This is a genomic window from Microbacterium sp. SLBN-111, assembly GCF_049739645.1.
GTDB lineage: Bacteria > Actinomycetota > Actinomycetes > Actinomycetales > Microbacteriaceae > Microbacterium.
Genome location: NZ_JBMGQH010000001.1, coordinates 2,350,459 through 2,376,368 on the forward strand (window position 1 = coordinate 2,350,459; position 25,910 = coordinate 2,376,368).

Here is a 25,910-nt window from a genome sequence, read left to right on the forward strand (position 1 = left end):
CGCGGCCAGGGGGAGGATTCCCCTCCCCATCCGCGTCGCTCGACACGCGAGCCTCAGCCCACGACGACCCGCCCGCCCTCGAGTCGCACCGTGCGATCGACGAGCTCGTCCTGCACGTCGACGTGCGACACGACCACCACGGCGCGGTCGCGATCCACCGCGCCGAGCAGATCGCGGAGGAGAGCGTCGGATGCCGCGGGGTCGACGCCCGCGGTGGGCTCGTCGAGCACGAGCACCGGGAATCCGTGCAGCAGCGCCCGCGCGAGCGCGAGCCGCTGCGCCTGGCCGCCCGAGACGAGTCCGCCGCGGTCGCCGACGGTGGCATCCAGTCCTCCGCGTTCGGCGACCCAGGCGTCGAGTCCGACGCGGGCGAGGACCGCGGTGAGGTCGTCGTCGCTGGCGTCGTCGCGGGCGAAGAGAAGGTTCTGACGCACCGACTCGTCGAAGAGGTACGGCGCCTGCTCGACGAGTCCGACGGTGCGGCGCAGGTCGTCGCCCGCGATGTTCCGGGCCTCGACGCCGCCGATCGTGAACGACCCGTCGTAGTCGAGGAACCGGGCGAGAACGTGGGCGAGCGTGGTCTTGCCCGCGCCGCTCGGTCCCGTGACGAGCACCCGTTCGCCGGCGGCGACGTGCAGTGTGACCTCGGCGATGCGGCCGGTGTCGTCGAGTTCCGCGTCGGACCGCGCGGGCCAGTGCGCGCGCACGTCGCGCAGCTCGATGCCGTCGCCCAGGGCGGGAGCGATGCCCGTGACAGCGGGTTCGTCGCGGGGGAGGCCCTCGGGGATCTCCGCCGGGACGGCGTCGGCGATGCGCTCGGCGGCGGCGCGCACCTGGCGCCAGGAGGCCAGGGCCAGCGGCACCGGCCCGAACACCTCGAACACCGCCATGGGCAGCAGTACGACGACCGCGAGTCCGGGGCCGGAGAGGGTGCCGCCCGTGACGCCCGGCGCGGCGACCGCGAGAGCGAACAGGGACGCCAGGCCCGCGAGCACCGACACGGTGCCGGAGGTCAGGCCCTGGGCGGCGCCGCGCCGCACGACCGCGCGACGGAGGGCTCGGTCGGCGTCACGCACCCGAGCCCGCGCGGCGTCGAGCGCACCGTAGGCGGTCAGCACGTCGAGGTTCGTGAGGAGGTCGTGTACGGCGTCGGCGACGTCGGCGCGCAGCGGCGCGATGGCGCGTTCCGCGCGCGCCCCGGCCGCCCAGCCCACCGCGACCGAGACCGCGAACGCCGCGGCCAGGCAGAGCAGCAGGACCAGCGCCGCGGGCCACGACACGAACGCCACGAACACGACCGCCGCGAGCGAGGTGAGCGCGGCGACCGAGAGGGGCAGCACGACCCGCAGGGGCAGGTTCTGCAGTTCCTCGACGTCGTCGACGACGCTCGAGAGGAGCCCTCCGCGCCGGGCGCGCGCGAGTCCGTCGGGGGCGAGCGGCACGAGCTCGCGCACGAGGTCGGCGCGGACGCCGGCGAGCCGTTCGAGCGCCGCGTCGTGTCCGGTGAGCCGTTCGAGGTAGCGGAAGACTCCGCGCGACAGCGCGAACGCGCGCACCCCGACGACGGCGACGGACAGGTACATCACCAGCGGCTGCTCGGCGGCCCGGGCGATGAGCCACGCGCTCGTCGCGAGCAGCGCCACCGCGCTCCCGGCCGTGCCGAAGCCGGACAGGATCGCCGGGGCGAACCGCCGCCGCGACGGCATCGCGGAGACGAGGATGCCGCCCACCCGCTGATTCATCGCCGCCCCTCCCCGTGTCCGAGGCGTGAGTCGCCAAGATTTGTCGCTTCCCGAGAGCCCGAGGCGACAAATCCTGGCGACTCACGCGGGTGAGACAGGGCGATCACGCGATCGGCGATCCCCCGCGCGGACGGGCGATGCGAGACCAGCAGCACGCCCGCGCCGCGATCGGCCTCGGCGCGCAGCGTCCGCCACACGTGCGCCTCGGTGTCGGCATCCAGGGCGCTCGAGGGTTCGTCGAGGACGAGGATCCGCACGCCGGTGGTCCGCGCGCGGTAGAGGGCGCGGGCGACGGCGACGCGCTGCGCCTGGCCGCCCGACAGTCCCGCGCCGCCCGCGCCGAGCGGGGTCGCCGGGTCGAGGTCGTCGGCTCCGGCGTCGGCGAGCGCGGTCGCGACGGCGGCGGGATCGGCGTCGGAGCCGAGCGCGACGTTCTCGCCGACCGTGCCGGACACGAGCCCGGGTCGCTGCCCCGCCCACGCGACGGCCGCGCGCGCGTGCGGCACGGGCTTGCCGTCGAGGCACACGCTGCCGTCGTACTCGGCGTACCCGAGGAGGGCGGCGAGCACGCTCGACTTGCCCACGCCGCTCGGGCCCGTCATCAGCACGACCTCGCCCGGTCCGACGGACAGCGAGACCGTCGGCATCCGGTGCGCCCCGCGGTCGACGCGGATGTCGCGGAGCTCGAGGGTCGCTCCGGTCGCGGCGGGGCCCTCCGGCGCCGGCGCGGTGCGGGCGGCATCCAGGGCGTCGAAGATCTCCTCGGTTGCCGCGACGCCCTCCGCGGCGGCGTGGAACTGCACGCCGACCTGGCGCAGCGGCAGGTACGCCTCGGGGGCGAGGAGCAGCGCGAACAGCCCGACCAGCAGGGTCAGGTCGCCGGAGAGGAGGCGGAAGCCGATCGTGACGGCGACGATGGCGACCGAGATGGATGCCAGGAACTCCAGCGCGAAGCCGGAGAGGAACGACACGCGCAGCACCGTCATCGTCTCGCGCTTGTAGTCGCGCGTGACCTTCTCGATCGTGTCCGCGGCGCGGTGCTCACGCCCGAACGCCTTGAGCGTTCCGAGGCCCTCGACGGTATCGGCGAAGCGGGCGGCCAGGCGCCCGAGGGTGCCGTACTGCTTCTTCTGCACGGTGCGGGTCGCGAGGCCGATGAGCACCATGAAGATGGGGATGAGGGGGAGCGTCAGGAGGACGATGAGTCCCGACAGCGGGTCGGCGAGCGCGATCGCCCCGAGGAGGATCGGCGTCGTGATCACGGTGGCGACGAGCTGGGGGAGGTAGCGCCCGAAGTAGGCGTCGAGGGCCTCGAGTCCGTGGCCGGCCGTGACCGACAGCGACGCGGCGTTGCGGCGGCCGAGCCAACCGGGACCCAGGGTGGCGACGGCGTCGACGAGACGCTCGCGCAGCTGCAGCGACGCGGCCGCGGCGCCGCGGGCCGACACGCGTTCGGAGGCCGCGATGAGGAGGCCCCGGAGAACGACCAGCGCCGCCGCGGCCGCCACGTACCCCGTCAGCTCCCCGAGGGGGCGCCCGTCGATCGCGCCGACGAGGGCGGAGGTCAGTGCCCACGCGAAGCCGACGACGACCCCCGTCTGGGCGAGGACGATCGCCGCGCTGACCGCGAAGAAGCTGCGGGAGGCGGAGGCGTATCGCACCAGTCGGGGGTCGACGGGGCGCACCCGGGTCGTGTCGGTCAATGCGCCACCAGCGCGGCCTTCTCGATGCGGGCGCGGGTCACGCGCTTGCGGAACACCCAGTACGTCCAGCCCTGGTAGGCGAGGACCAGCGGCAGGAAGATCAGCGCCGCCCAGCTCATGATCGTGAGCGTGTAGTCGGTGCTGGAGGCGTTCTCGATCGTCAGGCCCGAACCCGGTTCGAGGGTGGAGGGCATGACGTTCGGGAACAGGGCGAAGAAGAGTGCGGCCACCGCGGTGATGATCGTGATGGCGCCGAGCGTGAACGCGGTGCCCTCGCGGTCGCGGAGGTTCGCGACCCAGGACCCGATGAGTGCGAGCGCCGCGACGCCGGAGAAGGCGACGACGCCGAGCAGGAGCGGGGCCTGGTTGTTCGCGGCCTGGATGATCGTCCAGACCAGGAACAGGGCTGCGGCGACGATCGTCAGGATGCCGGACTTCCGAGCGAGCGCGCGGGCGTCGGTGCGGACCTGGCCGTCGGTCTTCAACGCGACGAAGTAGACGCCGTGCGTGAAGAACAGCAGCAGGGTGACGACGCCGCCGAGGAGCCCGTACGGGTTGAGCAGCGTGAACAGGCTGCCGACGTATTCGTGATCGGCATCCAGGGGTACGCCCTGCACGATGTTCGCGAACGCCACGCCCCACAGGAGCGCGGGGACGGCGGAACCGATGACGATCATCCGGTCGAAGCCGCGCTTCCACTTCAGCGACTCGCGCTGGTGGCGGTACTCGAAGGAGACGCCGCGGGCGATGAGCGCCAGCAGGATCAGCAGGAGCGGCAGGTAGAACCCGCTGAAGAGGGTGGCGTACCACTCGGGGAACGAGGCGAACAGCGCCGCCCCGGCCACGATGACCCACGTCTCGTTGAGGTCCCACACCGGGCCGATGGTGTTGATGATCTGCCGGCGGGCGATGTCGTCCTTGCCGAGGAACGGCAGCGACATGCCGACGCCGAAGTCGAACCCGTCCAGGACGAAGTAGCCGATGAAGAGGAATCCGACGATCCAGAACCAGAGGTATGCGAGGTCCATGACTGTCTCCTAGTAGACGGGCTCAGTAAACCGTGGTCGGGGTGTTCTCGACGCTGTCGGGCTCGCTCGGCGCGTTCGGGTCGGGCAGCGGGTCCGGGCCCTTCTGCGCGTACTTCTTGATGAGTCCGAACTCGACGACGGCGAGGGTGGCGTAGATCGCGGTGAAGGCGACGAGCGAGATCAGCACGCTCCACCCGGGGACGCTGGGGGAGACGCCGTCCTGCGTGAGCATCAGGCCGAACACGATCCAGGGCTGGCGGCCCATCTCGGTGAAGACCCAGCCGACGAGGCTGCCCAGCAGCGGCAGGGGGGCCGCCCAGATCGCCACGCGCCACATCCACTGCGCGACCGGGCGCTTCGCGTTCTTCCGCGTGACCCAGAGGCCCACGACGCTGATGAGGGTCGCGAGACCGCCGAGCGCGATCATCCAGCGGAAGGCCCAGTACGTCACCCACAGGACCGGGGCGAAGTTGCCGTCCACCTGGTCGGCGAACTGCGGGAACATCTGCTGGCTGTACAGCGCGTTCAGGTCGTTGATGCCCTCGACGCAGCCGTCCAGGGAGTGCGTGGACAGGATGCTGAGGAGGAACGGCACGCGGATCGAGAACAGCTCGCTCGTCCCGTCGGGCGTTCCGAGCGTGAAGATCGAGAACGAGGCGTTCGCGCCGCACACGGTGTTGAACGTCGCCTCGGCCGCGGCCATCTTCATCGGCTGCGTGGCCACCATCACCAGGCTGAGCTGGTCGCCGGCGATCGCGACGAGGACGAAGGAGACGATCGTCGACCAGAGGCCGAAGCGCAGGGGAGCCCGCATCATCTCGACGTTCCGGCCGCGGGCCAGGTGCCACGCGGAGACCGACACGACGACCATCGCGGCGAACATCCACCCGGAGAAGATCGTGTGCGGGAACGCCGCGAGCGCCACGGGGTTCAGGAGCAGCTTGCCGAAGTCGACGAGCTCGGCGCGGTGGCCGTCGGCGGACATCTGGTAGCCGACCGGGTTCTGCATGAACGCGTTGGCCGCGATGATGAAGTACGCCGAGAAGGTCGCGCCGAGGGTCGCGAGCCAGATGCTCGCGAGGTGCAGGCCGCGGGGGAGCTTGTCCCACCCGAAGATCCACAGGCCGATGAAGGTCGCTTCGAGGAAGAACGCGAGGAGCCCTTCGAACGCGAGCGGGGCGCCGAAGACGTCGCCCACGAAGCGGGAGTAGGCCGACCAGTTCATGCCGAACTGGAATTCCTGCACGATTCCCGTCACGACGCCCATGGCGAAGTTGATCAGGAAGATCTTTCCGAAGAAGCGGGTCAGGTGCAGCCACTTCACGTCGCCGGTGCGGTACCAGACGGTCTGGAAGATCGCCACGACGAGCGACATCCCGAGCGTGAGGGGCACGAAGAGGAAGTGGTACAGGGTGGTCAGTCCGAACTGCCACCGAGCGAGGATGAGGGGGTCGAGCCACTCCACGGGATGCCTCCGATCGACGACCTATTCTGTGGTCAGACCACAGGCTACTCCGCGTCAGAACGCGGAAATCAGGGTTCACTCGGTGTCGAACCATATACTCGGAAAAGCATTCTGCGGTAGGTCGGAGGTCCCTATGTCGGTGCGCCAGAGCCTGCTAGCGATCCTCGATCGGGGCGACTGCTACGGGTCCCAATTGCGGGCGGAATACCTGCGTCGAACAGGTGCCGCGGTGAACGTCGGCCAGGTCTACACGACGCTCGAACGCCTCGAGCGCGACGGTCTCGTCGAGAACCGCGGCGCCGATGACGAGGGCCGCGTCCTGTGGGGCGCGACCGCCGCCGGCCGAGCTGAGGCGCGCGCCTGGCTGGCCGCGGCATCGCTCGCCGACCGTCGCGACGAGGTCGCCCTCCGCATCGCGCTCGCGCTCACCCTTCCCGGCGCCGACATTCCGGGCCTGCTCGCCGCGCAGCGCGCGGCGGTCCGCGAGGCGCTGGCGGCCCCGGTTCCCGAGGACGAGAACATGGATGCCGTGTCCCGAGCGGTGCTGGCGGCGGCCCGTCGTGCGCGACTCGAGGCGGACCTGCGTTTCCTGGACGAGGTCGAACGCCTGGCCGGAGAAGCGGTGCCGTTCGACCTCTCGGACGAGCGTCCGCGCCGAGGACGACCGGTCCGGAGCGCCGGCTGACCGCGTAACTCCGGCACGCCGATCCGTCAACCCCGGAGCGACATTTCGTTCGACAGCGCACTCTGAGACCACCCCCGGTCGCAAAGGAGCTCGCTCATGGTCATGGACATCCCGATCAGCCGTCCGGGCCAGCGCGAGATCGTCACCGAGATCCCGTGGACCCGCATCGACCTCGACCTGTACGAGGTCGCGAGCGAGGGATGCATCGTCGGGTACGTCGAAGTCGTCGGCTCGGTCTTCGTCGCCCTCGGCGGCACGCGGTACGACCGCGCGGTTGAGGTGGCGCAGCATCTGACGTTCCATGCCGCGGTCGACACGGTCCTGCGGCGGGCGGCCGGTGGTGGTCGGCGATGACCGCCGACCCCTTCCCCACGGGCCCGCACCGGCCGGTGCGCATTGCTCACCTGCCCCCGGTGCGCAAGCGCGCGCGAGAATCGAAGGATGACACGAACGCTGGCCGCTCTCCCCGGCGCGGCGCGCCGGTTGTGCCTGAGCCGCCGAAACGGGGAGATCTGCACGCGTGAGAAGGGCCACCGCGGCCTGCATCACCGCCGCGGCGGTTCCCTGCTCTGGAACGACCTGCAGGCCGATCCGCCGGAGTGCCCCGGCGCGGGAACGGCGGCCGAGCCGGCACCCACCCTCGCGGACGGGTTCCCCGACGGCCGGGCGGTGTGCCCGGTCTGCTGGGCGTTCGTCGCCCTCGAGGCGGACGGCACGCTGAGCCCGCACGAGACCTGGCGGGGCGACCCGACCCGCACCGAAGCCGACCGGCGCCGGGAGTGGTTCAACGCCTTCGGCTGGTGATCCTCACGCCCCCCTCAGCGCCTCCACGGGTTCGATGCGAGCGGCCCGTCGCGCGGGGAGACCGCCCGCGACGAGGCCGATCGCCGCGCCGAGGAACGCGCCGCCGACGGACACCCACGGGTCGAGCACCGGGGTCCACTGCTGCACGAGCGCGACGACGACGACCGTGAAGACGCCCAAGGACGCGCCGACCAGACCTCCCAGCCCGCCGATCACCACCGACTCCACGATGAACTGGGCGGCGACCTGGCGGCGGGTCGCCCCGAGCGCACGGCGCAGACCGATCTCGGCGGTCCGCTCGCTGACGGAGAGAGTGGTCACGGTGGCGATCCCGAGGCCGCCGACGAGGAGCACGACCACGCCCACCATCGCGAACAGCGAGGCGACGTCGTTCTGCACACTCGCCCCGACCGCGGAGCGGGACGCCGGGGCTCCGACCGAGATGGTGTCGGGCGCGTCGGGAGACAACGCGAGAGCGAGCCGGGAACGGAGCTGAGGGCCGGCTCCGACAGCGATGCGCGCGCGCACCTCGCTCGGCGACCGCAGCCCGAAGTCCCTGCGCGCGGCTCCGTCGGGGATGACGACGGCACCCGCGAGATCTCCGACCGCGTCGGCGTCGGAGAGGATGCCGATGACGGAATACGCGTGCCCGTCCACGAATATCGAGGGCTGCGAGTCGATCCGGTGGACGCCGAGCGCGGTCGCCGCCTCGGGGCCGAGAACGGCCACCCGGTCGCCGCGTCGGTCATGGCCGGCGTCGAAGAATCGGCCGTGCACGATGCGGGCGCCGACCGCGTCCACGAGTCCGGGACCCGAGGCGTACACCTTCGGAGCGAGGGTGGCGGGAGCGGAAGGGTCGACGACCGTGACCGCGGACACGGTCCCGCCGCGGAGGTCGAGGGGGCTGAGAGTCGTCGCCGCCTCGACCCCGACGAGACGTCCGACCCGCTCCGCCGCGTCGTCCGGCAGGGACGCGGTGGCGACGTCGGCGCCCTGCGCGTTCTTCGCGGTCGCCGGGCGGGCAACGACCTGCGTCGACGCGACCGCGTCGAACTGACGCGCGATCTGGTCGGAGGCGGTCGCGGCGAGACCCGCCGTCGCGACGAGGGCGGCGATGCCCAGCACCGCGCCGGCGATCGTCAGGATGAGCCGGCCGGGTCGCGCGCCGATGTCGCTCGTGCCCTCGATGAGCAGGTCGCCGATGCCGAAGCGGTCGGCCCGCGTGCCCGATCTCATGACACCTCGCTCAGGCGGCCGTCGGTGATCCGGACCACCCGGTGAGCGCGGGCCGCGACCCCGGTGTCGTGCGTGATGACCACGAGCGTCATGCCCTGACCGTGCAGGTCTTCGAAGAGCGACATGATCTCCTCCGTCCTCTCGCCGTCGAGGTTCCCGGTGGGTTCGTCCGCGAGGACGACGCGCGGGCGCGTGACGAGCGCGCGGGCCACCGCGACGCGTTGCCGCTCTCCCCCCGAGAGGATGTCCGGCCGGAAATCGACACGCGCACCGAGCCCGACCCGGTGGAGGGCGTCCCGCGCGCGGGATTCCCGCTCCGCGCGCGGCGCGCCGCTGTAGATGAGGGGGAGCGAGACGTTCTCCAGGGCGGTCCGGCGGGGGAGCAGGTGGAACGACTGGAAGACGAAGCCCAGGACCCGGGCGCGCACGGCGGTGCGCCCCACATCGTCCAGATCCGTCGTGGGAGACCCCTCGAGCAGGTACTCGCCCGTGGTGGGGCGGTCGAGGAGGCCCAGGATGTTCAACATCGTCGACTTCCCCGAGCCGCTCGGGCCGACGATCGCCACGTAGTCGCCCTCGTCGACCGCGAGGTCGACGCCGCGCAAGGCGTGCACCGCGGGGTCGCCGGGGAACGACCGCGTCACCGACCGGAGCTCCATCAGCGCCGCGCTCATCGGCCGACCACGACCTGATCGCCGACGGAGAGGTCGCCCTCGACGGGACGGACCTCCACGGCCCCGGCTGCGGCCAGACCGGTCTCCACGACGACGAGGCGGGTGGGGACGGCGGGGTCGCGCGGGTCGCCGGTGACGACCTCGACGCGCTCCTCGCCGCCGGGGCCCGCGGAGAGTGCCGCCAGCGGGACGTGGAGGACGTCGCCGTCGGTGCTCGCGACCGGGATGCGGACGCGCAGGTTCTTCCCCTTCAGCTCCGCCAATTGCTGGTCCGTCACGGACGCGGGGGTGAGGAGGATCTTCCAGCGGTCGCCGGACTTCGCCGCGGGCGTGACCTTCGCCACCGTCGCGTCGAGGGTCGTGCCGTCGGGGAGGTCGACCTGGGCCCGAGCTCCCGCTGTGACGAGCCGGGCGTCGGACTCCGGCGCCGATCCCGACACCGACAGGGTCGCACCGGACACCACCATGGCCGTGCCCTTGAGCTGGGCGCCCCGCCGGGCGTCGACCGAATCCACGCGTCGCGGAAGGTCGGAGAGGAACAGCACTTCGCCCGCGGGCAGGAACGGCAGAGCGCGTTCCCGTGCCCGCGCGAGGTCGTCCCGTGCCTGGTCGAGCTGTGTCTGAGCGGTATCGAGGTCGGCGCGGGTGACGGACGTGTCCTTCGCCACGTCGAGCTGAGCGCGCTTGGCCTGCGCCAGCGCGAGGGCGTCGCGCAGGTTGGCGAGGGTCGCTTCGTCGTCGCCGAGAGTCGTGGCCGTGTCGACGGCGCGCCGCGCGGCGGCGACGGCGTTGTCGGCCTCCTGCTTGTCCACCGCGCTCGCTCCGGCGCGTGCCGTGTCGTCCGCCGCCCGCGCCGCGGCCACCGCGCGTTCCGCGGACCCGACGGCGTTCTGCGCGGCGCGCACCGCGGTCGTGGCCTCCTCGGCGACAGCGGGGGCGGGGTACCCGGCCTGGGCGTACAGGGCGGTGACCGCGGATGCCGCCCGCTCGTCGAAGACGGGGTCGGCGGGGTCGCCGGCATCCAGGCCGATCGCCCGCATGGCGGTCTTGAACTGGGCGACGTCCGGACCGGAGACCCCGAACCTCAGAGCGCGGTATGCCGGGAGTTCGCCCGGCAGGACGATCACCGGTCGCCCGGCGACCTCGAGGGCGATCGAGAGGGTCTCCAGCCGGGCGCCGACCTCCGGCACGCGACCGGTGACGATGGCCGCGCCCGGCAGCCCGGCCGTGTCGACCTGGACATCGACGGGATCCGCGTAGCCGAAGTCGGCGCGCAGGGTCACGTCATTGCTCAACCGTCCGGACTCGACAGGGACCGTGACGTAGCCGGGCGAGGGTGGCGAGCCGTTCGCGGACGCGTCGGCGGGGGAGATCACGAAGCGCCCCAGCCCGAGACCCGCCCCCAGGGACGCCACGGCGACCGCGGCCACGATCCACAGCGGCCGATTGCGTCGCACGATCGCCCTCGCCGACGCGATCCCCGCCCGGGTGCGCGCGCCCACTCGGGTCACGATCGTGCCTGCTCGGCCGCGGCCTTGGCCGCCTCGAGCTCGGCCCGGTGATCAGCGACGAACTTCTCCTCGACGGCCCACCGCGCCCGCTTCGAGCGCTCCGCGTAGTCGGTCTTCGTCCGGCAGTCCAGGTCGGCGAGGGCCGTGTCGATCTCCGTCTTGCGAAGCTGCTCGGCGGTGGCGCTGTCGAGGGTTCCGGATCCGTCGCCCGCGGCCTCGTTGAGGCGCTCGCTGACGCTCGTCAGACCGTCGGACTGCGTCTTCAGGTCGGGGTGACCGGCCTCCGCCATGCAGGACGACCAGTCGCTGTCCGCTTTCTGCTGCTCGGGCAGATCGCCGATGTTCGCGTACAGGTCCTGGATCGCGGTGCGGAGGTCGGCGAACTCGTCCGACCCGAGCGGAGCGAGCGTTCCGGACTCGACCATCGCCGCCCCCTGGCATCCGGCCTTCGCGGGGTCGAACTCTTCGGTGGTGTCCCCGCCGGCGAGCATTCCCCACAGCGCCTCCAGGTAGGCGTCGCGCTCCGACTCGGTGAGCGAGGCGACGTAGTCGGCGTTGGGGTCGGGGTCCGACGCCGACCCCGCCGCGCGGGACAGGCCGTACCCGTTCTGCGACACCCAGTCGCGGTCGTCCGGCTTGTACTCGGTGGCTGCCGCCGCGGCGGCGCCGCCGACCGCGGGAACGTAGTCGAAGCCCTTCTCCTTCATGCACGCGGCGACGAGGGTTTCGGACTTCTCCCGCTGCTCCGTCAGGGCAGCGCTGTCCGCATTCGGGTCGACCCCGACCCCGTAGATCGCGGTCAGGTAGGGAGTGAGCGGGGAGTCCCCGGTCGACGGTGCCGGGTCGGGGGTCGACCCCGACGCGGTACAACCCGCGAGCAGCAGGAGCGCGCCGAGCGTGGCGGGGACGGCGAGAGAGATGCGAGTGATGGACATGGATACCTCCGGTTCGGAGGCCAGAGGTATCGAGCGTTCTGAGGAAAGGCTTATGCGCCCCTGTGAATCGCCGATGTCCGCCGCACGTTTGCGCGGGAGTCGCGGCGCCCCGACGTCAGCGGATCACCCGCTCCGTCACCCGAGCCCTCCCGTCGACCACCTCGACGGTTTCGTCCAGCGCGTCGCCGTGTACGAGGTCGTGCGTGACGAGGAGCGTGGCGGTTCCGCGCTCCCGGGTGAGACGTGACAGCAGCTCCATGATCGCCGCCCCGCGTTCCCGGTCGAGTGCGCTCGTGGGCTCGTCGACGAGCAGCACGCGCGGCTCGTGCACCAGCGCCCGGGCGATCGCCACACGCTGCCGCTGACCGCCGGACAGCTGTGCGGGCCGACGGTCGGCCTGTGCGCCGAGGCCGACGGCATCCAGGAGTTCGTCGACACGGGAGCGCACCGCCGCACTGCGCGTCCGCGATGCGCGGCCGCCGAGCTCGCCCATCACGCGCAACTGCTCGCGCGCGGTGAGCGCCGGCAGCAGCTGCGGCTGCTGGAACACGATGCCGATCTTCTCCCGGCGGAGCGTCGTGGCCTCGGCGCGGGACAGGCCCGTGGCATCCGTTCCGTCGATGACCACGCGGCCGGAGTCGGGCCGGATCAGCGTCGCGGCCAGCGCCAGCAGGCTCGACTTGCCGGAGCCGGAGGGGCCGGTGATGCCGGTCACTATGCCGGGGCGTCCGTGGAGGGTGACGTGGTCGACGGCGGTGACGCGGGAGTCGCCGTCGGGATAGGTGAGGGTGACGTCGTCGAGCAGGATCATCGTGTGCTCCCGAGAGCGGTGAGGGGGTCGGATTTCGTGACGGTGCGCAGCGACACGGCCGCGCCGACGAGTCCCAGGGCGATCATCGCCAGGGCCGGTGCGACGGTCGTGAGCGGGTTCAGGACGAAGGGGAGTGCCCCGCCGGCGAGTGCGCCGAGGGCTGCCGTGAGGCCGATCCCGACGCCCACGCCGACCACCAGCACCACCACCGCCTGACCGAGCGCGTCGCGGACGAGCGCTCCCGTGCCGGCGCCGAGGGCCTTGAGGACGGCGATGTCTCCGGCGCGCTGCATCGTCCAGACGGTGAAGAACGCGCCCACGACGAGCGCGGAGACGCCGAACAGCATCGCGATCATCAGCGCGAGCGACCCGATCTCGGAGCGGAACGTCGGCAGCGCCGTGAGGCTCGCGAGCGGACTGGCCGCGCTCGTGCCGGTCGCGGCGGTGAGGGCGTCCCAGTCCGGCGACCCGCCCACGGCGAGCACGGTCGCGTCTCCCGAGCCGCCGAGGCGGGTGTCGAGCGCGGTCCACGCGGTCGGGGTGAGCGCGACGACCGGCGTGTGGCTGTACCAGGCGTCGCCCCCGACGGATGCCACGCGGTAGGTCGTCCCGGCGACGGTGATGTCGTCGCCGACCGAGGCCCCGAGCGCCCCGGCGGCTCCGGCGGAGAGTCCCACCTCGTCGTCGCGTGTCGGGGCGAGGGCCGCGAGGTCGGTGCTCCCCGCGCCCGCGTCGAGGCCGAACAGGGCGACACCGCCGCTGCCGCCCGGGCCCTCGGCCCGGCCCTGCGCGATGCCGACGGGGGTGACCCCTTCGACGCCCGGGGCCTCGCGCCATGCCGTGACGGTCTCGGTGTCGAGCGTCGAGTCCGCGAAGGTCGCCGCCGCGGTCCCGTCGGGGTGCAGCACGAGCCGGTCGCCGGGGAGTTGCAGCACCGCCGAGACGTTCTGGGCGGCGAGTCCGCCGGTGAGGCCCGACAGGAATCCGACGAGCAGGGTGATGAGCGCCACGACCGCTCCGATGAGGGCGAACCGCCCGCGGGCGTACCGCAGATCCCGCCATGCGACGTACACGTCGCCTCCTTCCGCCCGGCGGATCTCGCCGGTCCTTCCACCCTCCTCGGGGCGTTCGGGCGGGTCATCGCCGCCGCGGGCGAACTCCCCCTCCACCTTTCGGATGATTCGCGGGGCGCGTGGCATCCGTACCCTGGAACCGACATGCCGCACCGCACCCTGGCCCCCGTCTTCACCGGGCTGCGCGCGGGGCTCCACGCGCTGTTCGTCGGGCTCCTCGCGCTCGTCGTCGTCCGTGTCGTGTGGACCGGCGGGTCGCCGTGGGCGCTCGCGCTCGTCGCGGTCCTCGCGGCGGTGTACCTGGCGGGGCTGTGGATCGCGCGCACGCGCAACCGCGCGAGCGGCGCCGCGTGGATCGGTGCGCTGACGCTCGTGTGGGTGCCGCTGCTGTGGCTCGTGCCCGAGGCCGCCTACCTCGTCTTCCCGCTGTTCTTCCTCTACCTGCACCTCCTGCCGGGGTGGACCGGGCCCGCGGCGGTCGTCGCGGCGACCGCGGTGACGATCGTCGCGCTCGCCGTCCACGGCGGGCTCACCGTGGGCGGGGTCGTGGGACCGCTCGTGGGGGCGGGTGTCGCACTGCTCATCGGGCTCGGCTACGGAGCGCTCCAACGTCGGAGCGTCGAGAGCGAGGCCCTCGTCGCGGAGCTGCTCGCCACGCGCGACCGGCTGGCGGCGACCGAACGCGAGCAGGGCGTCCTCGCCGAGCGTGCCCGTCTGGCGCGCGAGATCCACGACACCGTCGCGCAGGGCCTCTCGAGCATCCAGATGCTGCTCTACGCGGCGGAGCGGGCGGATGCCACGGGCCCCGGCATCGCCCACATCCGGCTCGCGCGGCAGACCGCCGCCGACGGTCTCGCCGAGACGCGGCGGTTCATCCGCGAGCTCGCGCCCCCGACCCTCGACCGGGGTCTCGGGCCCGCGCTGCAGCGGCTCGTCCAGGGGTGGGCGCAGCGGGAGGGCATCGATGTGGAAGCGTCGGTGCCGAGCGAGGTGTCTCTGCCGATGGATGCGCAGACGGCTCTCCTGCGCATCGCGCAGGGGGCGCTCGCGAACGTCTCGCAGCACGCCGACGCGGGCCGCGTGCGCGTCGCGCTCGCCCAGGACGGCGCGGACGTGCGGCTGACGATCGCCGACGACGGACGCGGATTCGATCCCGCGGGCGTCGAGGGCGCGGCATCCGGGACCGATTCCTTCGGCCTCCGGGCGATGCGCGAACGCGTCGAGCAGCTCGACGGCGACCTGACGGTCGAGAGCGCGCCGGGGGCGGGCACCGTGGTGGCGGTCACCCTGCGGGGTGCGGCGTCGTGATCCGGGTCGTGATCGCCGACGACCATCCCGTCGTCCGCGCCGGGGTCCGGGCGCTGCTCGAAGCCGAGCCCGACATCGAGGTGGTCGGCGACGCCGCGACGCCCGACGAGGCGGTCGCCCTCGCCGCCGACCTCTCGCCCGAGCTCGTCCTCATGGACCTCCAGTTCGGCGAGCGGGCGGCGGGCGCCGAGGCGACGCGCCGGGTCCGCGCGCTCCCGGCTCCGCCGTACGTGCTCGTGCTCACCAACTACGACACCGACGGCGACATCCTCGGTGCCGTGGAGGCCGGTGCCAGCGGCTACCTGCTCAAGGACGCGCCTCCGCATGAGCTGCTCGCGGGCGTCCGCGCCGCCGCTGCGGGGCAGAGCGCCCTCGCCCCCGCGATCGCCGGGCGGCTCCTCGCCCGGTTGCGGGAACCGCGGGTCAGCCTGTCCGCGCGCGAGATCGAGGTGCTGCGGCTCGTCGCCCGCGGGGCGTCCAACGCCGACGTCGCCGCGCGCCTGCACATCACCGACGCGACGGTGAAGTCGCACCTCGCCCACATCTTCTCCAAGCTCGGCGTCTCCTCCCGCACGGCGGCGGTCTCGGCGGCGCGGGCACTGGGGGTCCTGCGGTGACCGCGCGCTCGCCCCGTACGATGGCGGCATGGTCCCGGTTCGCGTGCTCGGAGTGGCCCTGGACTCCGCCCAGCAGCACGTGATCCTGCTCGCGCCCCTGCCCGGGTCGAGCGTCGAGGACGGGACGGTCCTCCCGGTGTGGATCGGCCCGCAGGAAGCGATGTCGATCCTCGTCGCCCTCGAGGGGGCAGCCACCCCGCGGCCGCTCGCGCACGACCTCATGGTCGTGATGCTGCGTCAGCTCTCGGCATCCGTCGAGCGCGTCCAGGTGACGCGGCTGACCGAGGGAACCTTCTACGCCGAGATCCACCTGCGCACCCCGCAGGGTCCGTTGATCATCGACGCCCGACCCTCGGATGCGATCGCCCTCGCGGCCCGGACGGACGCGCCGGTCGCGGTCGCCGAGGCCGTTTTCGCCGTGGCGGGTGTGCCCGAGGGTGCTGTCGAGTTCGACGCGCGCGGAGACGACGACCGAGTGGAGGAGTTCCGCCGATTCCTCGACGATGTCGACCCCGAAGACTTCCAGGGCTGACCCGGCCGCCGCCCTCTCGCACGCTCCTAGACTCGAAGAGCCGCCCGTCGTGGCGGACATCACGATGAACGGGGTACGAATGCAACTCGCCATGGTCGGACTCGGACGAATGGGCGGAAACATCGTCCGCAGGCTCATGAAAGACGGCCACGACTGCGTCGTGTACGACGTGAACCAGGACGCGGTGGGCGGCCTGGCGAAGGAGGGGGCCGTCGGGGCCTCGAGCCTCGCCGATCTCGCCGCGAAGCTGGAGGCGCCGCGCGTCGTCTGGCTCATGATCCCCGCGGGGCTCACCGGCAACGTCGTCGACCAGGTCGCCGAGGTGCTCGAGCCGGGCGACATCATCATCGACGGCGGCAACTCCAACTACCGCGACGACGTGCGTCGGGCCGCGAAGCTCAAGGACACCGGCATCCACTACGTCGACATCGGAACCAGCGGCGGCGTGTTCGGTCTCGAGCGCGGCTACTGCCTCATGGTCGGCGGCCCGGACGAGGCCGTCGCCCACCTGGAGCCCGTCCTGCGCACGATCGCCCCCGGTCCCGGCGACATCGAGCGCACGCCCGGCCGCACCGGCGACTACACGCCCGAAGAGCGCGGCTACCTGCACTGCGGACCGTCGGGCGCCGGCCACTTCGTGAAGATGGTCCACAACGGCATCGAGTACGGCATCATGGCCGCGCTCGCCGAGGGCCTGAACGTCCTGAACAACGCCGACGCGGGCCTGAAGCAGGGCGAGCACTCCGCCGAGGTCGCGCCGCTCGAGGAGCCCGAGTTCTACCAGTTCGACATCGACACCGCGAAGGTGTCGGAGCTGTGGCGGCGCGGATCGGTGATCTCGTCGTGGCTGCTCGACCTCACGGCCGCGGCGCTCGCCCAGAACCCCACGCTCGACGGCCTCGCCGGGCGCGTGTCCGACTCGGGCGAAGGACGCTGGACCGTGAAGGCGGCCGTCGACACCGGCGTTCCGGTTCCCGTGCTCGCGTCGTCGCTGTTCGAGCGCTTCGCCTCGCGCGGCGAGGACCACTTCGCCAACCAGGTGCTCTCCGCGATGCGGTTGCAGTTCGGCGGACACCAGGAGCTCCCCGCGGGCGACGTGCTCGAAGCCGGCGGCAAGAAGGCCGACAGCAGCGGAAGCTGAGACCGCTCGGTCGGGGACGCGTGCGCGGCGGGGGACCGCCGTCGGGGAGACTAGAGGGATGAGCGATCCCTCCGCGCCCGCGTCCTCCGACCGCTACGTCGTCGCCACCGACGGCGCGTGCAAGGGGAACCCCGGACCGGCCGGCTGGGCCTGGGTCGGCGAGGACGGCCACTGGGCCGCCGGGTCGATCCCCGAAGGAACGAACAACATCGGCGAGCTCCTGGGCCTGCTGCACGCGATCACCGATCACGCCGACGTGCGCGACCTCGTCGTGCAGGCCGACTCGAAGTACGCGATCGACACGTACTCGTCGTGGATGGACGGCCACCGCCGTCGCGGATGGGTCACCTCCGCGAAGAAGCCGGTCGCCAACCGTGGCATCCTCGAGGCGCTCATCGCCGCCCGTGATGCACGCCGGGCCGCGGGGCTTCCCGACGTGGTGCTCGAGCACGTGCGCGGGCACAGCGGGCACGTGCTGAACTCGTGGGCCGATGAGCGCGCCGTCCGCGCGTCGCAGCACGCCGCGAAGGGCGAGGAGCTGATCTGGACGTCGCTGCGCGGCCTCGACAGGCTCGACGTCGCGTCGGCGCCGCCGCGCTCGGCCGCGGACCGCAACGGGCGGTGAGCCCGGGTTCGTTCGTCAGAACGGCGGTGGATCAGGCTCGGGCACGAAAGCGACGTACCGCTCGGGGCGATCGGTGACCGTGTTCCCGAGGGGACTCGTCCATTCGATACTGCCGTCGGGACCCTGCCGCGCTGTCCACGAGGTCTCGGTCTTCAGCGTGTGATGCCGGGTGCACAGGCAGGCGAGGTTGGTGCGGGCGGTCGGTCCGCCCCGGGCGTGGTCCTCGCTGTGGTCGATCTCGCACGCGCGCGCCGGTCGTCGGCATCCGGGGAACCGGCAATGAACGTCGCGGGCCCGCACGAACCGCTGGATCGCGGGGGAGGGGCGGTAGCGGTCGACCGCGAGCACCGCGCCCGTCACGGGGTGGGTGACGACCCGGTCCCACGCCGGTGCCCCCGCGAGCAGGTGGCGCGCGGTGTCGGCGTCGATCGGACTCTGCCCGTCGATCGAGGCTCCGCGGTCGCTCGCCCCGGCGGCGGTGAGTGCGGGGACGACGACCGAGACGTGCGCCCGGATCGCGCCGAGGCCGCCGGGGAGCGCGTCGGCGGTGGGGTCGATCGCGGGCTGCCCGGTCAGGACGAGGTCGCACAGCAGGTCGGCGCGGACCTGGTCGATCGTGCGGCGGTCGTCCACGGCATCCGGATCGTCCCCGGCGCTCTCCGGCTGAGGAACGGAGCGGATCGACCGTGCCTGCCGCGTGAGGCGGTCGTACATCGCGCGGATCTTCGCCGCCCCGTCGAGCACGCCGAGTCGCGCCATGCCGTCGACGTCGTCGTCGATCCAGACGCGGCGCTGCTGCTCTGCCTGCGCGTATCGCTCGCTGATCGAGACGGGCTGGAGCTCCTCGACGAGGGCGCGCGCGAACGCCCGAGTGCCCGCGACGGTGTCGGTCGCGGCGCGTTCGATCACGCGGGACTCGTACGAGGCCCGCACGACCGGGTCGTCGAGCTCGACGCCCACGTCGCGGATGACTGCGGCGTGCCGCGCGCTGATCCGCGCCTCGGCCAGCGCCTCCAATGTCGCGGGGAAGTCGTCGACGAGCTGTAGCGCCTCGCCGAGTCGGCGTTGGACGGTGCGGTCGTTCCACCGGAGGGCCACGCCGATCTCGGCCGCGATCGACCGCAGCGCCATCTCGCGTTCCTGCACCGCGCGCGGGCGGTTCTTCGACCGCTCGAGCGCGACGCGCATCGCGGCGGCGAACTGCACGACGCGGGCCGCCTCGATCTCGGCGAGCGCCCGCTCGCTCTCGACGAGCGCGGCGACGGCGTCGGTGAGGACGGCATCCTCCCGATCGTCGAAGACGGGCGGTCGATCTGACATGCACACATGCTGCCACGGACCTCCGACATCGAGCGGCGGCTATCCACAGGCGATCGCTTACCGTGGAGGCATCCCCGACGGAAGGCCCCCATGAGTGAGAACAGACCGGAATTCGCCCTGGTCGCGGCGGTCGCCCGCGCGCACGAGCGCGGGTTCGACGGAATGCGGATCGTCGCCTACTTCTACGCCACGGGCCACTGGCGGTGCCGGATCAACGTGCCGGACGGGAGCGAGGAAGACGAGCACAACGCCCTCTTCGCCTACTCCAGCGCCGGCGGATGGGACCTGTTCAATGACGGTCGCACCGACTGGACCGTGGATGCCATCACCGACCGCCTCATCGAACTCGCGCAGCCGTTCGCCTCGGCATCCGTCGCCGATCCGGCGTACGTCGCGTGGCTCGCCGAGCTTCGGCGCCGTACGGGCGGGGGTGCGTTCGTCATGTTCGAGGACGCGTACTCGCGCCAGCACATGTGGGAGCAGCGCGGACTCGTCAAGCTGCTGTACGCGGATGCCGATGCGGTCCGCCGCGACGCCGAGCGCCCGGGCGCGGGCGCCGTCGACGGAAACGGCTGGACGCTCGACGGCACGATGCCGGTGCCGCCGCCCCGCTGACCCCTACGGAACGGACGTGCCCTGGTGGAACACGCACCGCGGCTCGGGGTCGCAGCGCCAGATGGACGTACGGCGGCTGCTCCGCCCGTCGAAGCGCAACAGATAGTTCAGCAGCACCAGCCCGGGCGCGAGCTGTCGTGCTGCGCGCTCGCCGATCTCGACGTCGCCGCGGCCGGGATCGGATGCCAGCGCGGCGATGATCTCGTCCCGTGTCCAGCGGCGTCCGGACTGGCCGATCTCGACGAAGCCCTCCGCAAGCAGCTCGCGTAGTCGGGCCGCATCGCCGCGGACGGTCGGCATGAGGAGGCGCTCCTCGGCCTCCCACGCTGCGGCGATGAGGGCCTCGGCATCCCGTGACCGGCCATCGAGTACCGGCGGCGTCGCGCCCCACGGCACGGGCGTCGTTGTTCCCTTCGCCCAGTCACGACGGAGCACGCTGTAGGCGACGGATGCCACGTGCTCGCCGTCCGTGACCGGCCATCCGTCGCGATAGTGCGCCTCGAGAACCCACCCGCAGCGCTCGAAGGTCCTGCGCATCGCGATGTTGTCCTCGCGCGTCTGGCCCTCGAGGCGGATGACGGCGGTGTGTTCTCGGAAGACGTGGTCGGTCGCCGCAGTGAGGGCCAAGGCTCCGAGGCCGAAGCCGCGATGCTGCTCACCGAGCCGCAGGTCGACCATGGCTGTGGCGTCAGCGAGGTCATGGAGGCGAACGACACCGACTCGCCCGCGCTCCTCGTCATCGATCCAGAGTGCCTCGGTGTCCCCGTCCCCCCATTCCCCGGCGTCGATCGCCGCCCTGACCTGCTCCTCCGTGGATTGCGGTCGCACATGGAACGGGAAGACGTTGCGCGTGAGGAAGGACACGAGCTCGTCGCGGTCCTCTCCCGCGGCGGCGAGGGGCGTCAGGCGCAGCGGCACGGATCCGCCTTCCGACCGGGGCCCGAACGTGAGCCCCGCAGCGACGTGGCCACGGTCAGCGCACCGATGCGCGTCGCAGCAGCGCGTACTGACCGAGGAACGCCAGCACGATGGCGATCCCGGTGGCCAGTGCGGCCCACCAGGGCTGGACGTCGGCCGCGAACGGGATGACGAGGATCGCGATGAGTCCCAGTGCCAGCACCAGCACCGCGGCGAGGGCCGTCGGCCCGAGCGCCCCGAATCGCACCCAGGCGGCGGCGAACGCCCCGCCGACCGAGAGGACCGCCAGCGTCGCGAGGAACGATGTCACGGCGAGCTGGAACGGATCGCCCGCGCCCAGGATCCAGACGTCCGTCATGTAGATGTCGAAGAACCAGTGCCCCGTCGCCAGCTCGATGCCGAGGAGGACGAGCAGCATCGCCGTGACGTAGAGCGAGATCGCGACGTGACTCAGGACGGTGCCGACCACGAACGTCCTGCGGGTCGTCCCCAGAGACAACGCGAGTGGGAAAGTCAACGAAACAGTCTGTACGCCGAGCCAGCCGAAGAATCCCGGGAGGGCCCAGAAGACGGCGGCGTTGCTCCTGCTGTTCTGGACCCACTCGCTGCTGCCGGGCACGGAGCCCATCCGCAAGAAGATGACGGCGAAGACGACGGTCAGTGCGAAGACGACGAGCATGATCAGGGGCGGGGTCCGAAGGAGCAGGCCGCGCTGCGAGAAGTGCAGGCGGAGGACGTCGAGCGGAGTGGCGCCGCGCCGAGCGGCGGCGGTGAGAGAGTGGTCATGCGCGCGTTCCTTCCAGCGACTCGGACTCGACGCCGTACGCGGCGACGAGGTCTTGCAGGGTGGCCGGGGCGAGCTGCACGCCTGCTCCGGCGGCGGCGCGGCGCAGCGCGTCGTCGGCCGGTGTCTCGAGGACGAGGGAGCAGAGACCGCCGATCGTCCGGCGCTGCAGCACGGGTCGCCCCGCCGCCACGGCCTCGACCGCTGCCGTGACCCCGCTGACCGTGACGGCGCTGCCCCGCAGGTCGTCGGCCGTGGTCGAGCGGACGAGGCGTCCTTCGTCGACGATCACGACGTGCTCGAGGAGCGGCTCCATCTCGTCGATGAGGTGCGTGGACACGAGGACCGTGCGGGGGTGTTCGAGGTAGTCCTGCATGAGGGTGTCGTAGAAGAAGCGGCGGGCCGTGGCATCCAATCCGAGATACGGCTCGTCGAAGATCGTCAGCGGCGCGCGCGAGGCGAGGCCCAGCACGATCCCGAGCGACGACGCCTGACCGCGCGACAGCTTCTTGATCGCGGTCTTGCGGGGGAGCCGGAACCCGTGGACGAGGTGCTCGGCGATCTCGGTGCTCCAGCCCGCGTGGAACAGGGGAGCGACCTCGAGCACTTGGCGGAGCGTGAAGTCCTCGGGGTAGCGCTGGTTGTCGCGGACGAAGCTGATGGAGGACATGGTCGTGGCATCCTCGAACGGGTCGACGCCGAACACCCGGACGGTTCCGGAGGTGGGGCGGTCGTGGCCGGCGATGATCGACATGAGCGTCGTCTTACCCGCGCCGTTGCGGCCGAGCAGGCCCGTGATGGCGTTCGTCGGGATGTCGAGGGTGAGGTCATCGAGGGCCCGCGTGCGCCGGAAGCGTCGCGACACCCCCGACAGGCGGACGGCGGGCTGCATCATGAGGATGCCCCTTCCTGATCGATGATGCGGTGGAGGTCGGTGAGATCGAGGCCGAGCGAGCGGGCCTCGGCGAGAAGCGGTGCGACGAAGTCGGCACGGAAGGCCGTGGTGCGTTCGTCGCGGAGCCGCTGGCGGGCGCCTTCGCTGACGAACATGCCGAGTCCGCGTCGCTTGTGCAGGATGCCGCGGTCGACGAGCAGTCCGAGACCCTTGCCGACCGTCGCGGGGTTGATGCGGTGGAAGGCGGCGAGCTCGTTCGTGGAGGGGACCTGCGTTCCCTCCGGGTAGCTCCCAGCGAGCACGCCGTCGGCGATCGAGTCGGCGATCTGCAGGAAGATCGGCTTCGCGTCGTCGAGCATTCGGCTCCCTTGGTTCGTTACTTGAGTAATGAACCTATGAGGTAGATCCGGGGATGTCAATACCGCGGCGTCGGCGGCACACTGGGCACATGGAGTTCGCCGGCGTCATTCCGGAAGATGCGCCCGACCCGCGGCTCGCGGCGGACGCGCGGGTGCGCACCGTGCCCTTCCGCGTCCTCGAGCTGACGCCCCAGCCCGCGCTCTCGCGGCTGCCCGGCGCCGGCTTCGTCGAGGGGGGAATTGGCTCCGCGCAGGAGGAATGGTCGGTGACGTTCGGCTACACGTTCTGGCGGCATCCGGAGAATCACGACGACCCGCGCAACGAGCGCGAACTCGACGAGCGCACGCGGCGATCCATCGAGGACGAGCCGCCGTGGGGCCGCCCCGCATGGATCAGGGAGATGGCGCAGCTGTTCCGCTACCCCATGCTGCAGGATGCGGTGCGCACCACCCGTTACGGCGCCGAGCGGACGGATGCCACGGTGTCGAGCCAGCTCGTCCACCACGCGAACCACGTGCTGCGGAACTCGTTCCGCGAACAGCTCGGGCTGCCGATTCCGATCGGCGTCCACTTCGCGGGCGAGGTGGCGCCCTCGTCGGTGGCGCCCGCGTCGCTGGTGGTCGACGGGGAGCGGCGGTCGGCGCTCCACATCGACACCGACCCGTTCGTCTACGCCGTGGGTCTCGAGGTCGCCGAGCGGGTCGTCTGCACGGTCGTCCTCGATCGTGACGTCCTGCCGTTCCTCGATCTCGCGGTGTCGACGCTCGCCGTGGCCTAGACGATCTCGCCCGAGACGACGAGATCTGCTCGGCCCCGCGTGGCCTCGATCAGCGCGGCGTTGACGCCGTCGACCTCCCGTGCCCACGCCGTGGCGGCCTCGACGGTGCGGCCGTGCCGCGTGTGCCGCTCGACGAGCCGCACCTCGCGGACAGCGTTCGGCGCGGAGCAGAACCACGCCTCATCGAGCGCGTCGCGCACGCGCGCCCAGGGGCCGTCGTCGACGAGCAGGTAATTGCCCTCCACGACGACGACGCGCGCGTCCGGCTCGATGGCGATCTCGCCCGCGACGCCCTCGTCGACCTCGCGGCGGAAACTCGGCGCGAAGACCGTATGCCCGGTCTCGGTGCGGACCCGGTGTAACAGGGCGAGGAAGCCCCACCCGTCGAACGTGTCGATCGCGCCCTTGCGATCGTGGCGGCCGAGACGGTCGAGGGTGGCGTTGGCGAGGTGGAAGCCGTCCATCGGCAGCGCCACCGCCGTGCCCGGGTTCCGGGTGTTCAGTTCGGCGACGAGTGCCGCGGCGAGCGTCGTCTTACCGCTGCCGGGGCTCCCCGCGATCGCGAGCAGGAATCGGGACGGTCCGGATGCCGCGCGCTCGACACGGTCGGCGAGGGCGGCGACGGCGTCCGGTCGAGGTCCGGAGTGAGAGTGCACGGCCCGAACCTACCGCCGCACATGACGAACCCCCGCGTCCCCGGCCGGTGCCGGGCGACGCGGGGGCGTCGTGGGGTGCGGGTCAGCGCGCGCGGGCGCTGCGGCCGCGCGTCGCGAAGACGTAGATGCCGAGCACGATGATCGCGCCGATGATCGAACCGAGGATGCCCGACGGCTGCAGGAAGCCGCCCATCGGGTCGCTGCCGAAAATCAGGAATCCTAGGAAGCCGCCGACGAACGAGCCGACGATTCCGAGGACGATGGTCATGAGGATGCCCATGCTCTGCTTGCCGGGGATGACGGCACGCGCGATGAAGCCGGCGATGAGGCCCACGATGATGAGGCCGAGGATCGTCCAAAGCACGATGTTCTCCTTGCTGTGAGGTGGCCGGTTGGCCGGTCGTCCCGGGGGTGAGGGACGACCCCACACGCTACGCACGCCCTGGCCGCCGCGCCGCGCCCTTGAGCGCGAGCGGGCGGGTGGCTATCCTTGCGCGCCCCCGATTCGCACCGCGCCTCTTGAGACAGGAAACGGACCCGGATGCCAGTTCACTGGAATCCAGGTCCGTTCGGAGAGGCGGGTCAGACCGTCGCGAGGGTCGGCTGCCAGCCCAGGGCGGGCGCGACGTAGCGCGCGAAGTTCTCGACGAGACGGAGGTTGAACTCCACGCCCATCTGCGACGGGATCGTCAGCATCAGGGTGTCGGCGCTCATCACTGCGGCGTCGTTCTGGAGCTGCTCGACGAGCACGTCGGGCTCGGCCGCGTACGTCTTGCCGAACGTCGACCGCATGCCGTCGATCACGCCGATCTGATCGGAGCCCGCCGAACCGCCGAAGTACAGGCGGTCCTCATCGCTCACGATGGGGAAGATGCTGCGGCTCACCGACGTGCGCGGCTCGCCGGCGTGTCCCGCCTGCTTCCAGGCGTCGCGGAAGGCATCGAGCTGACGCGCCTGGAGGATGTCGAACGGCGTGCCGTCGGCCTCGGTCAGGAGCGTCGACGACATGAGGTTCACGCCGGTGCGCCCGGCCCACTCGGCCGTCCCGGTCGTGCCGGCGCCCCACCAGATGCGCTTGCGCAGGCCGGGGGAGTGCGGCTCGATCCGCTGCAGACCCGTGCCGCCGCCGAACGGGCTCATCGGGTCGCGCTCGGCGAGGCCCTCGCCGTCGATCGCGCGCAGGAACAGATCGAAGTGGTCGCGGGCGATGTCGGCACCGCGCGGGTCCTCGGACCCGGTGTAGCCGAACGCCTCGTACCCGCGGAGGACGGTCTCGGGTGACCCGCGGCTCACGCCGAGAGCGAGCCTGTTGCCGCTGATGAGATCGACGGATGCCGCCTCCTCGGCGAGCATCAGCGGGTTCTCGTACCGCATGTCGATGACGCCGGTGCCGACCTCGATCCGCGAGGTGCGCGCCGCGATCGCCGCGAGGAGCGGCATCGGGGCCGCCTGCTGCCGGGCGAAGTGGTGGACGCGGAACGAGATGCCGTTCACGCCGAGGTCGTCCATGCCCTGGGCGAGGTCGATCGCCTGCAGCATCGAGTCGCCGGCGGAGAGGTGATGGCCGCCGCCGAGAGGGCCGTAATGCCCGAAGGAGAGGGTGCCGAAGGAGCGCATGACGAGTCCAACGCGGCATCCGCCGATCTATTCCCGCGAATGGACGAGCGCGTGGCGCGGGGATGCGGGCGACCGTT

28 protein-coding genes are annotated in these 25,910 nt (G+C 72.0%); 10 read left to right on the forward strand and 18 right to left on the reverse strand.

From position 1 onward, the window contains the following. Positions 1-53 precede the first annotated feature (53 nt). Genes cydC through RKD05_RS10850 form a run of 4 tightly spaced genes read right to left on the reverse strand, consistent with a single transcriptional unit; the run spans position 54 to position 5,938 of the window. On the reverse strand, positions 54-1,742 hold the full coding sequence (gene cydC, locus RKD05_RS10835) for a thiol reductant ABC exporter subunit CydC (RefSeq protein WP_424709982.1): 1,689 nt from the start codon (positions 1,740-1,742) through the stop codon (positions 54-56). After that, positions 1,739-3,445: a thiol reductant ABC exporter subunit CydD gene (cydD, locus tag RKD05_RS10840; protein WP_424709983.1), complete on the reverse strand. Its 1,707-nt coding sequence runs from the start codon at positions 3,443-3,445 to the stop codon at positions 1,739-1,741. Before cydD ends, cydC begins: the two co-directional genes overlap by 4 nt. Further along, a complete protein-coding gene (gene cydB / locus RKD05_RS10845; RefSeq protein WP_063256734.1) occupies positions 3,442-4,473 on the reverse strand; it encodes a cytochrome d ubiquinol oxidase subunit II in 1,032 nt (343 codons plus the stop codon). The genes cydD and cydB overlap by 4 nt, the downstream gene beginning before the upstream one ends. 22 nt (positions 4,474-4,495) lie before the next feature. Next, positions 4,496-5,938 (reverse strand): cytochrome ubiquinol oxidase subunit I, encoded by a 1,443-nt coding sequence (locus RKD05_RS10850; RefSeq protein WP_424709985.1) that lies wholly within the window; start codon positions 5,936-5,938, stop codon positions 4,496-4,498. A gap of 133 nt (positions 5,939-6,071) precedes the next feature. On the opposite strand from RKD05_RS10850, the gene RKD05_RS10855 reads away from it, so the two are divergent. The 3 genes from RKD05_RS10855 to RKD05_RS10865 all read left to right on the forward strand — a co-directional run bounded on the left by RKD05_RS10855 (position 6,072) and on the right by RKD05_RS10865 (position 7,427). Further along, positions 6,072-6,623, forward strand: a complete 552-nt coding sequence (locus tag RKD05_RS10855) for a PadR family transcriptional regulator (RefSeq protein WP_424709986.1) — start codon at positions 6,072-6,074, stop codon at positions 6,621-6,623. Positions 6,624-6,719: 96 nt separating this feature from the next. Then, on the forward strand, positions 6,720-6,977 hold the full coding sequence (locus tag RKD05_RS10860) for a hypothetical protein (protein WP_424709988.1): 258 nt from the start codon (positions 6,720-6,722) through the stop codon (positions 6,975-6,977). 87 nt (positions 6,978-7,064) lie between these two features. Beyond that, on the forward strand, positions 7,065-7,427 hold the full coding sequence (locus RKD05_RS10865; RefSeq protein WP_424709989.1) for a hypothetical protein: 363 nt from the start codon (positions 7,065-7,067) through the stop codon (positions 7,425-7,427). A 3-nt stretch (positions 7,428-7,430) separates the two neighbouring features. Here the strand turns inward: RKD05_RS10865 and RKD05_RS10870 are convergent, their stop codons facing one another. From RKD05_RS10870 to RKD05_RS10895, 6 genes are all read right to left on the reverse strand, one after another. Next, positions 7,431-8,663, reverse strand: a complete 1,233-nt coding sequence (locus tag RKD05_RS10870) for an ABC transporter permease (RefSeq protein ID WP_424709991.1) — start codon at positions 8,661-8,663, stop codon at positions 7,431-7,433. Continuing rightward, positions 8,660-9,337 carry an ABC transporter ATP-binding protein gene (locus RKD05_RS10875; protein ID WP_424709993.1) on the reverse strand — a complete coding sequence of 226 codons (678 nt, stop codon included), beginning with the start codon at positions 9,335-9,337 and terminating at the stop codon, positions 8,660-8,662. Before RKD05_RS10875 ends, RKD05_RS10870 begins: the two co-directional genes overlap by 4 nt. Next, complete coding sequence (locus RKD05_RS10880; RefSeq protein ID WP_424709995.1) at positions 9,334-10,848, reverse strand: hypothetical protein; 1,515 nt, start codon at positions 10,846-10,848, stop codon at positions 9,334-9,336. Before RKD05_RS10880 ends, RKD05_RS10875 begins: the two co-directional genes overlap by 4 nt. Then, entirely contained in the window at positions 10,845-11,783 is a 939-nt protein-coding gene (locus RKD05_RS10885; RefSeq protein WP_424709996.1) for a hypothetical protein, read from the reverse strand. Before RKD05_RS10885 ends, RKD05_RS10880 begins: the two co-directional genes overlap by 4 nt. Before the next feature lie 115 nt (positions 11,784-11,898). After that, positions 11,899-12,594, reverse strand: a complete 696-nt coding sequence (locus RKD05_RS10890; protein ID WP_424709997.1) for an ABC transporter ATP-binding protein — start codon at positions 12,592-12,594, stop codon at positions 11,899-11,901. Further along, positions 12,591-13,667, reverse strand: a complete 1,077-nt coding sequence (locus tag RKD05_RS10895; RefSeq protein ID WP_424709999.1) for an FtsX-like permease family protein — start codon at positions 13,665-13,667, stop codon at positions 12,591-12,593. The genes RKD05_RS10890 and RKD05_RS10895 overlap by 4 nt, the downstream gene beginning before the upstream one ends. A 144-nt stretch (positions 13,668-13,811) precedes the next feature. On the opposite strand from RKD05_RS10895, the gene RKD05_RS10900 reads away from it, so the two are divergent. From RKD05_RS10900 to RKD05_RS10920, 5 genes are all read left to right on the forward strand, one after another. Continuing rightward, on the forward strand, positions 13,812-14,975 hold the full coding sequence (locus RKD05_RS10900) for a sensor histidine kinase (RefSeq protein WP_424710000.1): 1,164 nt from the start codon (positions 13,812-13,814) through the stop codon (positions 14,973-14,975). After that, positions 14,972-15,592 carry a response regulator gene (locus tag RKD05_RS10905; RefSeq protein ID WP_424710002.1) on the forward strand — a complete coding sequence of 207 codons (621 nt, stop codon included), beginning with the start codon at positions 14,972-14,974 and terminating at the stop codon, positions 15,590-15,592. Before RKD05_RS10900 ends, RKD05_RS10905 begins: the two co-directional genes overlap by 4 nt. A gap of 28 nt (positions 15,593-15,620) precedes the next feature. After that, positions 15,621-16,124 carry a bifunctional nuclease family protein gene (locus RKD05_RS10910; RefSeq protein WP_424710003.1) on the forward strand — a complete coding sequence of 168 codons (504 nt, stop codon included), beginning with the start codon at positions 15,621-15,623 and terminating at the stop codon, positions 16,122-16,124. A 91-nt stretch (positions 16,125-16,215) separates the two neighbouring features. Continuing rightward, on the forward strand, positions 16,216-17,265 hold the full coding sequence (gene gnd, locus RKD05_RS10915; RefSeq protein WP_424711814.1) for a phosphogluconate dehydrogenase (NAD(+)-dependent, decarboxylating): 1,050 nt from the start codon (positions 16,216-16,218) through the stop codon (positions 17,263-17,265). A 58-nt stretch (positions 17,266-17,323) separates the two neighbouring features. Further along, positions 17,324-17,890, forward strand: a complete 567-nt coding sequence (locus RKD05_RS10920; RefSeq protein ID WP_424710005.1) for a ribonuclease H family protein — start codon at positions 17,324-17,326, stop codon at positions 17,888-17,890. A gap of 15 nt (positions 17,891-17,905) precedes the next feature. On the opposite strand, the gene RKD05_RS10925 is transcribed toward RKD05_RS10920, so the two are convergent. Then, on the reverse strand, positions 17,906-19,210 hold the full coding sequence (locus tag RKD05_RS10925) for a DUF222 domain-containing protein (RefSeq protein WP_424710007.1): 1,305 nt from the start codon (positions 19,208-19,210) through the stop codon (positions 17,906-17,908). A 90-nt stretch (positions 19,211-19,300) separates the two neighbouring features. On the opposite strand from RKD05_RS10925, the gene RKD05_RS10930 reads away from it, so the two are divergent. Then, positions 19,301-19,825: a hypothetical protein gene (locus RKD05_RS10930; protein ID WP_424710009.1), complete on the forward strand. Its 525-nt coding sequence runs from the start codon at positions 19,301-19,303 to the stop codon at positions 19,823-19,825. Positions 19,826-19,828: 3 nt separating this feature from the next. Here RKD05_RS10930 and RKD05_RS10935 read toward each other — a convergent pair whose 3' ends face one another. The 4 genes from RKD05_RS10935 to RKD05_RS10950 form a co-directional block, all read right to left on the reverse strand. Continuing rightward, positions 19,829-20,743: a GNAT family N-acetyltransferase gene (locus RKD05_RS10935; protein ID WP_424710011.1), complete on the reverse strand. Its 915-nt coding sequence runs from the start codon at positions 20,741-20,743 to the stop codon at positions 19,829-19,831. A gap of 55 nt (positions 20,744-20,798) precedes the next feature. Further along, the gene (locus RKD05_RS10940) at positions 20,799-21,422 is read right to left on the reverse strand and encodes a hypothetical protein (RefSeq protein ID WP_424710012.1); all 624 of its coding nucleotides are present in this window, start codon (positions 21,420-21,422) and stop codon (positions 20,799-20,801) included. 103 nt (positions 21,423-21,525) lie between these two features. Beyond that, the gene (locus RKD05_RS10945; RefSeq protein WP_424710014.1) at positions 21,526-22,422 is read right to left on the reverse strand and encodes an ABC transporter ATP-binding protein; all 897 of its coding nucleotides are present in this window, start codon (positions 22,420-22,422) and stop codon (positions 21,526-21,528) included. After that, complete coding sequence (locus RKD05_RS10950) at positions 22,419-22,781, reverse strand: GntR family transcriptional regulator (protein WP_063256219.1); 363 nt, start codon at positions 22,779-22,781, stop codon at positions 22,419-22,421. Before RKD05_RS10950 ends, RKD05_RS10945 begins: the two co-directional genes overlap by 4 nt. Positions 22,782-22,870: 89 nt before the next feature. On the opposite strand from RKD05_RS10950, the gene RKD05_RS10955 reads away from it, so the two are divergent. Continuing rightward, a complete protein-coding gene (locus tag RKD05_RS10955; protein ID WP_424710015.1) occupies positions 22,871-23,560 on the forward strand; it encodes a hypothetical protein in 690 nt (229 codons plus the stop codon). Here the strand turns inward: RKD05_RS10955 and RKD05_RS10960 are convergent. The 3 genes from RKD05_RS10960 to RKD05_RS10970 form a co-directional block, all read right to left on the reverse strand. Next, complete coding sequence (locus tag RKD05_RS10960) at positions 23,557-24,216, reverse strand: nucleoside/nucleotide kinase family protein (RefSeq protein WP_424710016.1); 660 nt, start codon at positions 24,214-24,216, stop codon at positions 23,557-23,559. The two genes, RKD05_RS10955 and RKD05_RS10960, sit on opposite strands and share 4 nt — an antisense overlap. A gap of 82 nt (positions 24,217-24,298) precedes the next feature. After that, positions 24,299-24,580: a GlsB/YeaQ/YmgE family stress response membrane protein gene (locus RKD05_RS10965; RefSeq protein ID WP_424710017.1), complete on the reverse strand. Its 282-nt coding sequence runs from the start codon at positions 24,578-24,580 to the stop codon at positions 24,299-24,301. 218 nt (positions 24,581-24,798) lie between these two features. Beyond that, the gene (locus RKD05_RS10970) at positions 24,799-25,833 is read right to left on the reverse strand and encodes an LLM class flavin-dependent oxidoreductase (RefSeq protein ID WP_424710018.1); all 1,035 of its coding nucleotides are present in this window, start codon (positions 25,831-25,833) and stop codon (positions 24,799-24,801) included. Positions 25,834-25,910 lie beyond the last annotated feature (77 nt).

Excerpts from the sequence above, each read along its gene's own strand:
- cydB (WP_063256734.1), bottom strand. The coding sequence starts at position 4,473 with ATGGACCTCGCATACCTCTGGTTCTGGATCGTCGGATTCCTCTTCATC.
- RKD05_RS10945 (WP_424710014.1), bottom strand. The coding sequence starts at position 22,422 with ATGATGCAGCCCGCCGTCCGCCTGTCGGGGGTGTCGCGACGCTTCCGG.
- RKD05_RS10955 (WP_424710015.1), top strand. The coding sequence starts at position 22,871 with ATGGAGTTCGCCGGCGTCATTCCGGAAGATGCGCCCGACCCGCGGCTC.
- RKD05_RS10900 (WP_424710000.1), top strand. The coding sequence starts at position 13,812 with ATGCCGCACCGCACCCTGGCCCCCGTCTTCACCGGGCTGCGCGCGGGG.
- RKD05_RS10910 (WP_424710003.1), top strand. The coding sequence starts at position 15,621 with ATGGTCCCGGTTCGCGTGCTCGGAGTGGCCCTGGACTCCGCCCAGCAG.
- RKD05_RS10865 (WP_424709989.1), top strand. The coding sequence starts at position 7,065 with ATGACACGAACGCTGGCCGCTCTCCCCGGCGCGGCGCGCCGGTTGTGC.
- cydC (WP_424709982.1), bottom strand. The coding sequence starts at position 1,742 with ATGAATCAGCGGGTGGGCGGCATCCTCGTCTCCGCGATGCCGTCGCGG.
- RKD05_RS10920 (WP_424710005.1), top strand. The coding sequence starts at position 17,324 with ATGAGCGATCCCTCCGCGCCCGCGTCCTCCGACCGCTACGTCGTCGCC.
- RKD05_RS10890 (WP_424709997.1), bottom strand. The coding sequence starts at position 12,594 with ATGATCCTGCTCGACGACGTCACCCTCACCTATCCCGACGGCGACTCC.
- gnd (WP_424711814.1), top strand. The coding sequence starts at position 16,216 with ATGGTCGGACTCGGACGAATGGGCGGAAACATCGTCCGCAGGCTCATG.
- RKD05_RS10860 (WP_424709988.1), top strand. The coding sequence starts at position 6,720 with ATGGTCATGGACATCCCGATCAGCCGTCCGGGCCAGCGCGAGATCGTC.
- RKD05_RS10930 (WP_424710009.1), top strand. The coding sequence starts at position 19,301 with ATGAGTGAGAACAGACCGGAATTCGCCCTGGTCGCGGCGGTCGCCCGC.
- RKD05_RS10970 (WP_424710018.1), bottom strand. The coding sequence starts at position 25,833 with ATGCGCTCCTTCGGCACCCTCTCCTTCGGGCATTACGGCCCTCTCGGC.
- RKD05_RS10940 (WP_424710012.1), bottom strand. The coding sequence starts at position 21,422 with ATGCTCGTCGTCTTCGCACTGACCGTCGTCTTCGCCGTCATCTTCTTG.
- RKD05_RS10885 (WP_424709996.1), bottom strand. The coding sequence starts at position 11,783 with ATGTCCATCACTCGCATCTCTCTCGCCGTCCCCGCCACGCTCGGCGCG.
- RKD05_RS10855 (WP_424709986.1), top strand. The coding sequence starts at position 6,072 with ATGTCGGTGCGCCAGAGCCTGCTAGCGATCCTCGATCGGGGCGACTGC.
- RKD05_RS10870 (WP_424709991.1), bottom strand. The coding sequence starts at position 8,663 with ATGAGATCGGGCACGCGGGCCGACCGCTTCGGCATCGGCGACCTGCTC.
- RKD05_RS10925 (WP_424710007.1), bottom strand. The coding sequence starts at position 19,210 with ATGTCAGATCGACCGCCCGTCTTCGACGATCGGGAGGATGCCGTCCTC.
- RKD05_RS10875 (WP_424709993.1), bottom strand. The coding sequence starts at position 9,337 with ATGAGCGCGGCGCTGATGGAGCTCCGGTCGGTGACGCGGTCGTTCCCC.
- RKD05_RS10950 (WP_063256219.1), bottom strand. The coding sequence starts at position 22,781 with ATGCTCGACGACGCGAAGCCGATCTTCCTGCAGATCGCCGACTCGATC.